The organism is Sphingopyxis granuli (assembly GCF_001559015.1).
GTDB lineage: Bacteria > Pseudomonadota > Alphaproteobacteria > Sphingomonadales > Sphingomonadaceae > Sphingopyxis > Sphingopyxis granuli.
In genome coordinates, this window is record NZ_CP012199.1 from 2,657,834 (window position 1) to 2,670,436 (window position 12,603).

Annotated in this window: 11 protein-coding genes and 1 tRNA gene; 9 read left to right on the forward strand and 3 right to left on the reverse strand. The window is 67.6% G+C overall.

Translation table 11 applies throughout. The features are described from left to right. Positions 1-4 precede the first annotated feature (4 nt). From ccoO to hemN, 9 genes are read left to right on the forward strand one after another with little or no spacing between them, the layout of a single operon-like run. The gene (gene ccoO / locus SGRAN_RS12310) at positions 5-754 is read left to right on the forward strand and encodes a cytochrome-c oxidase, cbb3-type subunit II (RefSeq protein ID WP_067107773.1); all 750 of its coding nucleotides are present in this window, start codon (positions 5-7) and stop codon (positions 752-754) included. Continuing rightward, the gene (locus tag SGRAN_RS12315; RefSeq protein ID WP_067184021.1) at positions 751-924 is read left to right on the forward strand and encodes a cbb3-type cytochrome c oxidase subunit 3; all 174 of its coding nucleotides are present in this window, start codon (positions 751-753) and stop codon (positions 922-924) included. The genes ccoO and SGRAN_RS12315 overlap by 4 nt, the downstream gene beginning before the upstream one ends. Next, positions 914-1,879 carry a cytochrome-c oxidase, cbb3-type subunit III gene (ccoP, locus tag SGRAN_RS12320; RefSeq protein ID WP_067184023.1) on the forward strand — a complete coding sequence of 322 codons (966 nt, stop codon included), beginning with the start codon at positions 914-916 and terminating at the stop codon, positions 1,877-1,879. The genes SGRAN_RS12315 and ccoP overlap by 11 nt, the downstream gene beginning before the upstream one ends. Then, positions 1,866-3,389: a cytochrome c oxidase accessory protein CcoG gene (gene ccoG, locus SGRAN_RS12325; RefSeq protein ID WP_082737231.1), complete on the forward strand. Its 1,524-nt coding sequence runs from the start codon at positions 1,866-1,868 to the stop codon at positions 3,387-3,389. Before ccoP ends, ccoG begins: the two co-directional genes overlap by 14 nt. Next, positions 3,386-3,832, forward strand: a complete 447-nt coding sequence (locus SGRAN_RS12330) for a FixH family protein (protein ID WP_067184025.1) — start codon at positions 3,386-3,388, stop codon at positions 3,830-3,832. Before ccoG ends, SGRAN_RS12330 begins: the two co-directional genes overlap by 4 nt. Continuing rightward, the gene (locus SGRAN_RS12335; protein WP_067184027.1) at positions 3,829-5,946 is read left to right on the forward strand and encodes a heavy metal translocating P-type ATPase; all 2,118 of its coding nucleotides are present in this window, start codon (positions 3,829-3,831) and stop codon (positions 5,944-5,946) included. Before SGRAN_RS12330 ends, SGRAN_RS12335 begins: the two co-directional genes overlap by 4 nt. After that, positions 5,943-6,089, forward strand: coding sequence for a cbb3-type cytochrome oxidase assembly protein CcoS (gene ccoS, locus SGRAN_RS12340; RefSeq protein ID WP_067107787.1), 147 nt, complete (start codon positions 5,943-5,945; stop codon positions 6,087-6,089). Before SGRAN_RS12335 ends, ccoS begins: the two co-directional genes overlap by 4 nt. Next, on the forward strand, positions 6,086-6,310 hold the full coding sequence (locus SGRAN_RS12345; protein ID WP_067107790.1) for a hypothetical protein: 225 nt from the start codon (positions 6,086-6,088) through the stop codon (positions 6,308-6,310). The genes ccoS and SGRAN_RS12345 overlap by 4 nt, the downstream gene beginning before the upstream one ends. Positions 6,311-6,342: 32 nt before the next feature. After that, a complete protein-coding gene (hemN, locus tag SGRAN_RS12350) occupies positions 6,343-7,656 on the forward strand; it encodes an oxygen-independent coproporphyrinogen III oxidase (RefSeq protein ID WP_067184029.1) in 1,314 nt (437 codons plus the stop codon). 512 nt (positions 7,657-8,168) lie between these two features. Here the strand turns inward: hemN and SGRAN_RS12355 are convergent. The 3 genes from SGRAN_RS12355 to SGRAN_RS12365 all read right to left on the reverse strand — a co-directional run bounded on the left by SGRAN_RS12355 (position 8,169) and on the right by SGRAN_RS12365 (position 12,602). Continuing rightward, positions 8,169-8,255, reverse strand: a tRNA-Leu gene (locus SGRAN_RS12355). A gap of 114 nt (positions 8,256-8,369) precedes the next feature. After that, positions 8,370-9,824 (reverse strand): coniferyl aldehyde dehydrogenase, encoded by a 1,455-nt coding sequence (locus SGRAN_RS12360; protein WP_067184032.1) that lies wholly within the window; start codon positions 9,822-9,824, stop codon positions 8,370-8,372. A gap of 390 nt (positions 9,825-10,214) precedes the next feature. After that, on the reverse strand, positions 10,215-12,602 hold the full coding sequence (locus tag SGRAN_RS12365) for a YadA-like family protein (protein ID WP_067184035.1): 2,388 nt from the start codon (positions 12,600-12,602) through the stop codon (positions 10,215-10,217). Position 12,603 lies beyond the last annotated feature (1 nt).

Below are 12,603 nucleotides of genomic sequence, written 5' to 3' on the forward strand. Positions count from 1 at the left end.
CGCCATGGCCAGTGTCACCCAACATCACAAGAAGCTGGAACGCAACGTCACCCTGCTCGGCGTCTTCGCCTTCATCGCGGTGGCGATCGGCGGCATCGTCGAGATCGCACCGCTGTTCTGGATCGACAACACGATCGAGAAGGTGAAGGGGATGCGTCCCTATACGCCGCTCGAACAGGCGGGGCGCGACATCTATGTCCGCGAGGGCTGCTATACCTGTCACAGCCAGATGATCCGTCCGTTCCGCGACGAGGTCGAGCGCTATGGCCACTACAGCCTTGCCGCGGAAAGCATGTACGACCACCCGTTCCAGTGGGGATCGAAGCGCACCGGGCCCGACCTTGCGCGCGTCGGCGGCCGCTATTCGGACGAGTGGCACGTCCAGCACCTCAAGGACCCGCGGTCGGTCGTGCCCGAAAGCATCATGCCGCCCTACGCCTTCCTCGCCGAGAAGGAACTGAAGGTCGGCGACCCCGCCGCGCGGCTGGAAGCGCTGCGCAAGGTCGGCGTGCCCTATACGAAGGCCGACATCGAGCAGGCGGAGGCCGACCTGCGCGCGCAGGCCGACCCTGATGCCGACGCCGGCGACCTCGCGAAGCGCTATCCCAAGGCGCAGATTCGCGATTTCGACGGCAATCCCGGCCGCGTCACCGAGATGGATGCGCTGGTCGCCTATCTCCAGATGCTCGGCACGCTGGTCGACGTGAACAGCGCGGCAGCGCAGGAAGAGCTGGCGTCGGAGAAGGGCCGATGAACGATCATTCGACCTATGAAACGCTGCGCCATCTCGCCGACAGCTGGGGGCTGCTCGCGATGCTGGTCGTGTTCGTGATCCTGTGCGCATGGCCCTTCCGGCCCGGCGCCCGGTCGCGCAATCAGGAAGCCGCCGAGGCGATTTTCAAGGACGACAACGATGGCGAATGACAAGCTCGCAGCCGGTAGCCGCCTGGACGAAGCGACGGGCACGCAGACCGTCGGCCACGAATGGGACGGCATCGAGGAACTCGACACGCCGATGCCGCGCTGGTGGCTCTGGGCCTTTTACGCCACGATAGTCTGGGGCATCGCCTATGTGATCGCCTATCCCGCCTGGCCGATGATCGATCGCGCGACCGAGGGCGTGCTCGGCTGGTCGAGCCGCGGACAACTCGCGACCGAGATCGCGGAACAGGACAAGGCGCGCGCCGCGACCGTCGCGGCGCTCGCCGACATGCCGATCGAGAAGCTGCCCGACGATCCGGCGCTGATGCGCGCCGCCGTCGCGGGCGGACGCGCCGCCTTCAAGGTCAATTGCGTCCAGTGCCACGGTGCCGGCGCGGCTGGTTCGATCGGCTATCCGAATCTCAACGACGACGACTGGCTGTGGGGCGGCAATCTGAAGGAGATCGAATATACGATCATCCATGGCACGCGCCAGCCGGGCGGCAAGGATACGCACACCAGCCTGATGCCCGCCTTCGGCCGCGACCAGATGCTGACCGACGGACAGATTTCGGCGGTCGCCGACCATGTGCTGAGCCTGTCGGGCCGGGCAAAACCGAATGCGTCCGGTGCACAGATCTTCGCCGACAATTGCGCGGCGTGCCACGGCGCCGACGGCAAGGGCGATCGCCAGTTCGGCGCCCCCAACCTGGCCGACGCCATATGGCTTTATGGCGGATCGAAGGCGCAGGTCGTGCAGCAGATCAGCAACGCGCGGCTCGGCGTGATGCCCGCGTGGGGCGGACGGCTCGATCCGGTGACGATCAAGATGCTGGCGGCCTATGTCCATTCGCTGGGAGGCGGCGAAGCCTTTGCGGCCACCGCTGCGGCGCCCGGCGAAACCGCCGCGGCGCAGGCCGGCGCGGTGCCGCAAGAGGCGGGCGATGTCCGGCCCTGACCCCCTGTCCGTACTCGCGGCGGACGCCGCGGCGCTGCGTGCATCGTCCCGCAAGCAACGCACGCCGCCGCCCCCGCCCGAGAACGAGCCGCAGCTCTACGAAAAGCGCCGGGGCGTCTACCCGCAGAAGGTGCAAGGCCCGTTCCGCCGCTTCAAATGGCTGGTGATGTTCGTCACCCTGGGCATCTATTACATCACGCCATGGATCCGCTGGGACCGCGGCCCCTATGCGCCCGATCAGGCGGTGCTCGTCGATCTCGCGCATCGCCGCTTCTACATGTTCGGGATCGAGATATGGCCGCACGAATTCTATTTCGTCGCCGGCATGCTGATCATGGCCGGCATCGGCCTGTTCCTCGTCACCAGCGCCGTCGGGCGCGCCTGGTGCGGTTATAGCTGCCCGCAGACCGTCTGGACCGACCTGTTCCAGCATGTCGACCGCCTGATCGACGGCGACCGCAACGCGCAGATCCGGCTCGCCAACGGGCCGTGGACCGCCGAGAAGATCGCGAAGCGCGCGGTCAAATGGACGATCTATCTGGTCATCAGCTTCTGGACCGGCGGCGCGTGGATCATGTATTTCGCCGATGCGCCGACGCTGACGCGCGATTTCTGGGCCGGCGACGCCGCGCCCGTCGCCTATGCGACCGTCGCCATCCTGACCGCGACGACCTTCACCCTCGGCGGTTTCATGCGCGAGCAGGTGTGCATATACATGTGCCCGTGGCCGCGCATCCAGACCGCGATGCTCGACGAGAAATCGTTGATCGTCACCTACAAGGACTGGCGGGGCGAGCCGCGCGGCAGCGTCAAGAAGGCGGCGAAGGACCCGGGGGCCTTCGGCGACTGCATCGACTGCAACCAGTGCGTCGCGGTCTGCCCGACCGGAATCGACATTCGCGAGGGGCCGCAGATCGGCTGCATCACCTGCGCGCTGTGCATCGACGCCTGCGACCGGGTGATGGGCGAGATCGGGCGGCCGCGTGGGCTGATCGACTATGCGACGCTCGACGACTGCAAGCGCGAAGCCGCGGGCGAAACGCCGCGTCCGGCGTGGAAGACGCTGCTGCGTCCGCGCACCATCGTCTATTTCCTCGCCTGGTGCGGGATCGGCCTCGGGCTGCTGTTCCTGCTCGGCGCGCGGACGCGGACCGATATTTCGGTCGCGCCCGACCGCAACCCGCCCTTCATGCTGCTCAGCGACGGCAGCGTCCGCAACGCATACACGATCAAGCTGCGCAACATGGAAAGCCGGCCGCGCGACATGGCGATCACGATCGACGGCGTCCGGGGCGCGATGATGTGGACCGACGAGATGGACCGCGCCGACGCGGCGCGGTCGCTGACCCTGACCGTCCCCGCCGACGCGACCCAGCCGCTGCGCCTTTATGTCGTCGCGCCGCGCGACACCCCGGCGCAAGCGATCACCTTCGCCGTCCGTTCGCTCGACGAGCGCGGCGAGCGGGACAGCAGCGAAACGCGCTTCGAAGCGCCGGAGGTCAATCCATGAACCGCCCCTTCACCGGCCGCCACATGGCGCTCGTCCTCGTCGGTTTCTTCGGCACGATCATCGCGGTCAACGTCGTCATGGCGCGCTATGCCGCGTCGACCTTCGGCGGCATCGTGGTCGAGAACAGCTATGTCGCGAGCCAGCATTTCAACAAGTGGCTCGACGATGCGGAGGCGGAACGCGCGCTCGGCTGGGACGCGGTGACCGCATGGCGCCCCGACGGCCGGCTGCTCGTGACGCTGAAAGGGCCGGGTGAGGAGGCCAGCGTGGCCGGCGTCGCGCGCCATCCGCTCGGCCGCCTGCCCGACCGGGCGCTCCGCTTCGAGGCGATCGGCGAGGGTCGCTATCTGTCGCACGAAGCCGTGCCGGAGGGCCGGTGGACGCTGCGCCTCGCGGTCGCCGACGGCGCACAGCGCTGGCGCCGCGAAGAAGCACTGCAATGAGCGCACAGCCGCGCCCCGACGTCGCGCCGCTGCGCACCGTGCTCGCAGTGCCGGGGATGCATTGCGCCGGTTGTATGAGCAAGGTCGAGCGCGGGCTGAGCACCCTGCCCGGCGTTTCGGGCGCACGCGTCAACCTGTCGGCGCGCACGGTGACCGTCGCGCACGGCGACCGCGTCGAGGAACGCGATCTGGTCGATGCACTTGCAGTGCTGGGGTTCGAGGCGCAGCCGCGCCGTGACGAACTTGCACCCAATCTGTCGGCGGTGAAGCCGCTGCTCGCCCCGTTCGCGGTCGCGGGCTTCGCCGCGATGAACGTCATGCTGCTGTCGGTCAGCATCTGGTCGGGCGCGGACGGCGCAACACGATCGTTGTTCCACTGGATTTCGGCGGCGATCGCGATTCCCGCGGTCGCCTACGCCGGACGCCCCTTCTTCGCCTCAGCATGGCGCGTGCTGCGGCACGGGCGCACCAACATGGACGTGCCGATCTCGATCGGCGTCCTGATCGCTACCGGCCTCAGCTTCTACGAGACCGCCGTCGGCGGCGAGCATGCGTGGTTCGACGGTGTGCTGATGCTGCTGACCTTCCTGCTCGCGGGGCGGGTGCTCGACGCGATGATGCGCGACAAGGCGCGCGCCGGTGTCGATGCGCTGATCCGCCAGGCGGCGCAGGGCGCGACGGTGGTCGCCGCCGACGGCACGCTGGCATGGCGCAAGGCCGACGAGCTCGCCGCCGGCATGGTGATGCGCGTCGCGGCGGGCGAACGCCTCGCCGCCGACGGAGAAATCGTTGCGGGGCAGAGCCGCTTCGACCAGTCGCTGCTGACCGGCGAAAGCGCACCGATCGCGCTGCATCGCGGCGATGCCGCGCTCGCGGGCACGCTCAACCTCGACGCGCCGGTCGACGTGCGCGTCAGCCATGCCGGGCAGGACACGACGCTTGCCGAGATCGCGCGGCTGATGGAAGCCTCGACGCAGAGCCGATCGCGCTACGTTCGCATCGCCGACCGGGCATCGCGCCTCTATGCGCCCGCGGTCCACACGCTCGCCGCCATCTCGGTGATCGGCTGGCTGATCGCGGGTGCGAGCCTGTACGAGGCGCTGGTCATCGGCGTCGCGGTGCTGATCATCACGTGCCCCTGTGCGCTCGGCCTCGCGGTGCCGGTGGCGCAGGTCGTGGCGAGCGGCGCGCTGATGCGTGCGGGGCTGATGGTTAAGGACGGCTCGGCGCTCGAACGGCTCGCGACCATCGACCGCGCATTGCTCGACAAGACGGGAACGCTGACGCTGGGGCGCCTGACGCCCGATCCGGCCGCGCTCGACGCGCTGCCGCCGACCGAGGCCGGGATCGCGCTCGCGCTGGCGTCGCACAGCCGCCACCCGCTGTCGCGCGCGCTGGCCGGTGCGCTCGCGGCCCGCGGCGTCCGCGCGGCGAGCCTGTGGGGCGTCGAGGAGCGACCCGGCGAAGGCGTGTTCGCGCATCATGACGATGGCGCAGTGGCCTTGCGCCGCCCCGAACAGGCGACCGGCACCGCCGTGGTGCTCGACATAGACGGCGCCCCCGCCCGGCTGATCGTCTGCAGCGACCGGCTGCGTCCCGACGCGGCGGAGGCGCTCGCCGGGCTGCGCGCACTCGGCGTCGAATGCTCGATCCTGTCGGGCGACAACATCGCCGCGGTCGCCGAGGTCGCACGCGAGACCGGCCTGACGGCGCAGGCGAGCGCGACGCCCGCCGACAAGCAGGCGGCGATCGCCCGCCTGCGCGCCTCCGGACACCATGTGCTGATGGTCGGCGACGGGCTCAACGACGGCCCCGCGCTCGCCGCCGCCGACGCCTCGATCGCGCCGGGCACCGCCAGCGATGTCGGATTGCAGGCGTCCGACCTCGTCTTCGTGCAGGATTCTTTGATCGCCCTGCCCCGCGCCGTGCGCGCATCGCGCGCGACGATGCGCATCGTGCGGCAGAATTTCGCGCTGGCGATCCTCTACAACGTCTTCGCGGTGCCGCTCGCCATCGCGGGGCTGGTGACGCCGCTGATCGCGGCGCTGGCGATGTCGATCAGTTCGCTGATCGTCGTCGGCAATTCCCTGCGTCTGGCGAGGGTCGCGCGATGACCGGCCTTGCGATCCTGATTCCCGCCGCGCTCGCGCTCGGCCTGCTCGGCCTCGGTGCCTTCTTCTGGGCGCTTCGGAACGGCCAGTTCGACGATCCCGACGGCTCTGCGGCGCGCATCCTGATCGACGAGGAAGACATATGACGCCCAGCCCGCTGCTCTTCGCGCTGTCGGCGCTGATCCCGGCGATGACCGGGCCGTTGCCGGGCACGTCGCAGCGAATGCTGGCGGTCATGCTTTGCGGCGGCGGCGCGACGTCGGTTCCGCTCGGCGGCCAGGCGCCGTCGGGCGACACCCCCGCGCCCTGCTGTGCGAAGGGGTGCCACAACAGCCGTTCGCGCAAGCAAATTGACCGGGCGCAATGACAGCCCGCCCGTCCTCAGCGACAAGCGCCTGCATGTGGCCCTATCATCCCGATCTGCTCGCAACGCCGGTCCCGCGCTACACCAGCTTTCCGACGGCGGCGGAGTTCACCCCCGACGTCGGTCCCGACCGGTTCGCCGAAGCGGTCGCCACCGCGACCGGCGACGTCTCGCTCTATCTCCATATCCCCTATTGCGAGCATATCTGCTGGTATTGCGGCTGCAACACGGGCGCCGCCAACAAGGCGCAGCGGCTGACCAGCTATCTGACCGCACTGCACCGCGAGATCGCACTGGTCGCCGGATTGCTGCCCGCGAGCACGCGGGTGCGCCGCATCGCCTTTGGCGGCGGCAGTCCGAATGCGATCGCGCCGACCGATTTCATCCACCTGATGGAAGCGCTGGTCATCCATTTCCCGCTCGACGATCCGACCATCTCGATCGAACTCGATCCGCGCGCCATGTCGCCGACATGGGGCGATGTCGTGGCCGGGGTCGGCGCGACGCAGGCCAGCCTGGGCGTCCAGACCTTCGCCCCGCATCTGCAGGCCGCGATAGGCCGCATCCAGCCGGTCGAGACGATCGAAGCGAGCGTCGAGACATTGCGCCGCGGCGGCATCCGATCGCTCAACTTCGACCTGATGTACGGACTGCCGGGGCAGACGCAGGAGGATCTGGCCGATACGCTCGACCGCACGGTGCGCTTCGGCGCCGATCGCATCGCGCTGTTCGGCTATGCCCACGTCCCGCACCTGATCCCGCGCCAGCGGCGCATCGACGACAGCGCGCTGCCGGGGCAAGCCGAGCGGTTCCGCATGGCGGCGCTCGGCCATCGGACGCTGGTCGAGGCAGGTTATGTCCCGATCGGTTTCGATCATTTCGCCCTGCCCGACGATCCGATCGCGCAGGCGGCGCGCGCCGGGCGGCTGCGGCGCAATTTCCAGGGCTTCACCGACGACGGCGCGCAGGCGCTGATCGGCCTCGGCGCGTCGGCGATCAGCAGCTTTCCCTCGCTGCTCGCGCAGAATGAAAAGAATTCGGGGCGTTATCGCATGCTGTTGTCGCACGACATCCTGCCCATCGCGCTCGGCAAGGCGCGCGACGTCGAGGATCGCCGGCGCGGCGCGGTCATCAGCGAATTGCTCTGCCACGGGCGGGCCCGGGCCGACAAGCCGCTGGTCGACGAGGCGTGGGAACGGCTGGCGCCCTATGTCGAGGCCGGGCTGTGCACGTTCGACCATGGCGCGGTAGCGATTCCGCCCGAGGGTCTGCCCTACGCCCGAAGCATCGCGGCGGCCTTCGACCCCTATCGCCAGCATTCGCCACGCCGGTTCAGCTCGGCGGTCTAGGTCGGGTTTCGACGCGCTACCTCATCCGTTCGTCATGCTGAACTCGTTTCAGCATCCATTTTCTGCCGTTCGTGCTGACTCCGGATCAAGTCGGCGTTTATACCCTTGAGACAAGAACGCTGGTGATCCCCGGCGAAAGCCGGGGTTCAGCTACGTGCGCCTGCCTCGCATGGACCCCGGCTTTCGCCGGGGAACGCTCACCTGTCGGAAGGAGATGATTGCCGACCTGATCCTGGGGAAGCACCGTCCCTTTTGTTGCGGCGCCAAAAAAAGGACCGCCCCCTTCGACTGCCTTGCATACGCTCAGGACAGGCTTCGACAAGCTCAGGGCAACGGTTCAGATTTAGAGCAGCGTGCCATAAACCCGCAACGCCCCTATATCCGTTCGTGTCGAGCGCAGTCGAGACACCCATCGGCCTTGCGCCGCGCTGATAGGTGTCTCGACTGCGCTCGACACGAACGGGACGATGGGTCAGATTTAAGGCTCGATGCTCTGACGATCACGGAAAAGCTGGTACGGGTGGCCGGACTCGAACCGGCATTCTGTTGCCAGAGGCGGATTTTGAATCCGCTGCGTCTACCAATTCCGCCACACCCGCACGGCGACCGCCCGGCGGGCCGATCGACAGATTCGCCCCTATAAGGATGCGCGCGGGGGATGGCCATAGCCTATCGTCGGTCCCGCGACGCCTCGGCCGGTGTGCCGTATGTTCCTATTTCTTGAGCTCGCGCGCCAGCGTCTTTTCGGTCGCCTTGCCATAGGGCGGCTTGAAACCCGCCAGCCCCGCGACATCGAATTTGGGCTGACGATAGACGGCACGGGCGTGGCTGAAGGTGCGGAAGCCGTCGACCCCGTGGTAATTGCCCATCCCCGACGGCCCGACCCCGCCGAAGGGCAGATCTTCCATCGCGTTGTGGAACAGCACGTCGTTGACGGTGACGCCGCCCGAGATGGTGCGGGTAAGCACGCGCTCCTCCTCGCTCCGGTCCTGGCCGAAATAATAGAGGCCGAGCGGACGGTCGTGCGCATTCACATAGTCGATGGCATCGTCGATCGTCCGATAGGTGCGCACCGGCAGGATTGGGCCGAAAATCTCTTCCTGCATCACCTTCATCTCGTCGGTCGCGCCGCGGACGATGTGGAGCGGCATCTTGTGGCCGTTCGAACTGGCGAAATCCTCGTTCCCCGGGTTGACCTCGATCACCTCGGCGCCCTTGTCGCGCGCATCGGCAAGGTAGGATTGCAGCCGGTCGTAATTGCGCGTGTTGACGACCGAGGTGTAGTCGTCGTTGGCGAGCAGGGTCGGATAGAGCGCGGCCGCCCCCTTGGCGACGCCGTCGATCACCGCCGCCTCCTGATCGTCGGGAACGAGCAGATAGTCGGGCGCGAGGCAGATCTGTCCGGCGTTCATCAGCTTGCCCATCGCGACGCGCTGTCCCGCCAGGTCCTTGTTCGCGCTGCGCCCGATGAAGGTCGGCGACTTGCCCCCGAGTTCGAGCGTCACCGGCACCAGATTTTCGGCGGCGGCGCGCATGATGTGCCGTCCGACGCTCGTCGCGCCGGTGAAGATCAGATGGTCGAAGGCGAGCTTCGAGAAGGCGATGCCGACCTCCGCATCGCCGGTGAACACCGCCATCTCGCTTTCGTCGAAATAGTCGGGAACGAGCCGCGCCATCAGCGTCGAGACATTCTCGGTGAACTCGCTCGGCTTGACCATCGCGCGATTGCCCGCGGCGAGGATGCCGGCCATCGGCACGAACACCATGCCGATCGGGAAATTCCACGGGCTCACGACGCCGACGACGCCCTTAGGCTGGTACATGACCTCTGCCTTCGCGCCGAGCAGGCCGAGCGGGAAGGTCGGTTTGCGCTTCTCCCCCCTCGCCCAGTTCGCCAGATGCTTCTTCGCATGCTTGAGCGCGCTGACCGAGGGCATGATGTCGGTCATCAGCGTCTGTTCGCGGCTGCGGTGGCCGAAATCCTCGCTGACCGCCTTGGCGAAATCCTCCGCATGATCGACGAGCAGCGCGATGGCGCGGTCGATGCGGTCGCGGCGCACCGCGAGGCTTTCGGGCATGGCGGCGGTGAAGCTCGCTTTCTGCGCGGCAAGGACCTGCTGCATGCGGGCGGCTTCCCCGGCGATATCCTGCTTGATGGCGGTGGCCATGACCGTCTCCCCTATGACTTGCGGCCGGCAATTGACCATGCCGCGCGGCGGGTTGCAAGATGAAACCCGCCTGACGCGCGCGCAACCGGGCGGAAGGCCGGAAAACCGTGCAACTTCACACTGGAACGAGAAACGCTGGCGCCTTATTCGAGCGACGGGGGACGAAAAGCCCTACAAGCAGGGTACGAAACTATGCCCTTTGCGACTTTAAGCCGATGGGGCGCCGCGTAGGACAGGAGCACACTGAAGCGTGGAAAGCATGCAAGAATAACGCGGCGAACGATTGTAGCACAGCGGTTTTCGGCAAACAAAAACCACAGGGGCCACCGCCCTCCTCCCCTCGCCGGCAGGCGGACGCAGGAGAGGAGGATTGCTCACCATGCCCCCTCCCTACCAGCCGAACGTGATACCGGCGCGCGCGCCCGTCGATCCTCCAACGGTCGATCCGGCGATGCCACTCGATACCCAGACACGCTCGCTGATACGGGCCACCAGAGACCCTGAAAATCCCTGCTGCCCGCGGAAAGTCGCCAGATTGAACGACAGGGCGAAGTCGACATCGGCGGGCATCACCGTTCCGCCCAACGCCATGGCCGTGGCAATCCCGCCGTCAGCACGGCGTGTCGCGCGGTTCAGGGCGCTGCCGATCGCGTTAACGCCGCTTTCGATCGCATCGAGCCTGTTTCCCAAATTCTGGAGAGCGTTGACGTCGAGATCGAGCGTCGCAAGATTGCCCGCGATGTCGGACGTCACGAGACTGACCGCGCCCTGCTGGGCGGCACGACTGGCGTCCGACGCGATGCCCGCCAGCTTGTATGTCGAGCGCGCGCTACCCAGCGCCACCTGATTGGCGCGCCCGGCCACCGCATCGGGGCCGATGGCGACCGCGCCGTCACCGGTGGCGCTTGCACCATTGCCCAGCGCAACCGCGCCGGCGCCATAGGCCTGATTGGCATTGCCAAGAGCAATGGCGCCGATACCCGTCGCGACATTGTCTTCGCCGATGGCAACCGCGCCGGTTCCGGTTGCGACATTGGGGTCGCCAATGGCAACGGCCCCATTGCCAGAGGCGATATTGCCGAAGCCGATCGACACCGCGTTGCCGTCCGTAGCCTGAGCGCCGCCACCGATGGCAACCGCATTGGGACCACTGGCGACCGGTGCGTCGCCCTCACCGCTGATGGCGATATGCTCGGTCCGGGCAAGCGAGACGCGGGCCTCCTGTGCCGCGCTGCGTGCATCCTCAGCCGCAGCGGTTGCCTCGACCGTAGCGGTGCGGGCGCCTGCCGCCGCATTCACGGCATCCGCTGCGGCGGTCGTTGCGCCCGCAGCGGCCAAATTGGCCGACTGCGCGGCATCCCGCGCTGCAGAGGTTGCCGCGGCGCTCGACTGAACCGCCGCACCCGCCTGATCTTCCAGCGTAGCGACACGCCCTTCCAGTCCCGCCACGGCCTGGTTGGTGTCATAAAGCTGGGCGCCCGTCACGGCGTCGCTGCTGTTTTCATCGATTGCGCCCGCTCCAACGCGGGTGATGACGCGAGTCTGCGACGCGTTGCCGACCGACAGCGTGTTCGCCGTATCCGCCAGCGATCCGGCGCCGAATGCGATAGCGCCTGCAGCAGACGCCGAAGCGCCCTTACCGATCGCTATGGCGTCGTCGGCGCTCGCCGAAGCATCTGTCCCGATGGCGATGGCATCATTCGCACTCTCGTCTTCAACCGCAGCCGCGGCTGCGAACAGGATCGGGCCCGTCGGAATCGAAAGGATATCGAAGCTCCGGCCACCCGTGCGTGCACCCGATCCGATAGCGATGGATGTCTTGCCTGCCGCATCCGCCTTGCCCCCGAGGGCGAGCGCCTGCTCCCCCGACGCCGCCGAAGAGGCGCCGATGGCAACGGCTTGCGTTCCCTGCGATGACGCATTGCCCCCCATCGCGAGCGATGTGTCGCCGGACGCATTCGATCCGTTGCCAAGCGCGAGCGTGCCAAGGCCAGCGACGACACCTGACGGAATGCTGGTTTCCAGTTGGGAAACGCGCTGGGACACGGCATCGAGTTGCCCCAAATTGACCGCGTCGGTTCCGCTTTGCCCGGCGGCGACATGAACGATGCGTCCGGGGGCATCAATCGAACCGACCGAAAGCGCGCCCGCGACGTCGCCGACTGCTCCGAAACCGATGGCCGTGGAACCGGTCGCGATGGCGATGGCGTTGACGCCGAACGCACTGCTGTAGTCGCCCGACGCGCGAACGCCGCTGCCTACCGCGACGGCGCTTATACCCATTGCCGCTGCGGTTTCGTCGGTGTCGACGTTCAGATAATCGGGGGACAGGAAGTTGCCGTCGCCGTTCCGGTCGTACCAGCCAGCCAGCGCCAGGCCGCCGGCGGCGCTCACGCCGGTGGCGGCATTCAGGCCCAGCGCGGTGCTGTAGTCGCCCAGCGCGGTGCTGTAGGTGCCGATGGCATGGCTGAATGTACCGGATGCGCCATTGCCGTAACCGAAAGCGGAGCTTGCTATGCCGCTCGTGGTGTTTGCGATGCCCAATGCGGTGCTTCCGGTGGCGGAGCTGTGATTGCCGATACCGGCCGCGACCGAGACGGCCGCGCCGTCCGCGACATTCTGCATCCCCATCGCCACATTCGTTTGTCCGAGCGCCTCATTGGCGGCGCCTATGGCGACGCCGTTCGAGCCATCCGCCAGATTGGCCGTCCCAACCGCGATGGCGCGCTGACCGCTGGCCGTGTTCGACACGCCGACGGCGACAGCGCCTTCGCCCATC

What these genes read in the sequence shown, in the direction of transcription:
- ccoO (WP_067107773.1), top strand. Translation starts at nt 5, where the DNA reads ATGGCCAGTGTCACCCAACATCACAAGAAGCTGGAACGCAACGTCACC.
- SGRAN_RS12315 (WP_067184021.1), top strand. Translation starts at nt 751, where the DNA reads ATGAACGATCATTCGACCTATGAAACGCTGCGCCATCTCGCCGACAGC.
- ccoP (WP_067184023.1), top strand. Translation starts at nt 914, where the DNA reads ATGGCGAATGACAAGCTCGCAGCCGGTAGCCGCCTGGACGAAGCGACG.
- ccoG (WP_082737231.1), top strand. Translation starts at nt 1,866, where the DNA reads ATGTCCGGCCCTGACCCCCTGTCCGTACTCGCGGCGGACGCCGCGGCG.
- SGRAN_RS12330 (WP_067184025.1), top strand. Translation starts at nt 3,386, where the DNA reads ATGAACCGCCCCTTCACCGGCCGCCACATGGCGCTCGTCCTCGTCGGT.
- SGRAN_RS12335 (WP_067184027.1), top strand. Translation starts at nt 3,829, where the DNA reads ATGAGCGCACAGCCGCGCCCCGACGTCGCGCCGCTGCGCACCGTGCTC.
- ccoS (WP_067107787.1), top strand. Translation starts at nt 5,943, where the DNA reads ATGACCGGCCTTGCGATCCTGATTCCCGCCGCGCTCGCGCTCGGCCTG.
- SGRAN_RS12345 (WP_067107790.1), top strand. Translation starts at nt 6,086, where the DNA reads ATGACGCCCAGCCCGCTGCTCTTCGCGCTGTCGGCGCTGATCCCGGCG.
- hemN (WP_067184029.1), top strand. Translation starts at nt 6,343, where the DNA reads ATGTGGCCCTATCATCCCGATCTGCTCGCAACGCCGGTCCCGCGCTAC.
- SGRAN_RS12360 (WP_067184032.1), bottom strand. Translation starts at nt 9,824, where the DNA reads ATGGCCACCGCCATCAAGCAGGATATCGCCGGGGAAGCCGCCCGCATG.
- SGRAN_RS12365 (WP_067184035.1), bottom strand. Translation starts at nt 12,602, where the DNA reads ATGGGCGAAGGCGCTGTCGCCGTCGGCGTGTCGAACACGGCCAGCGGT.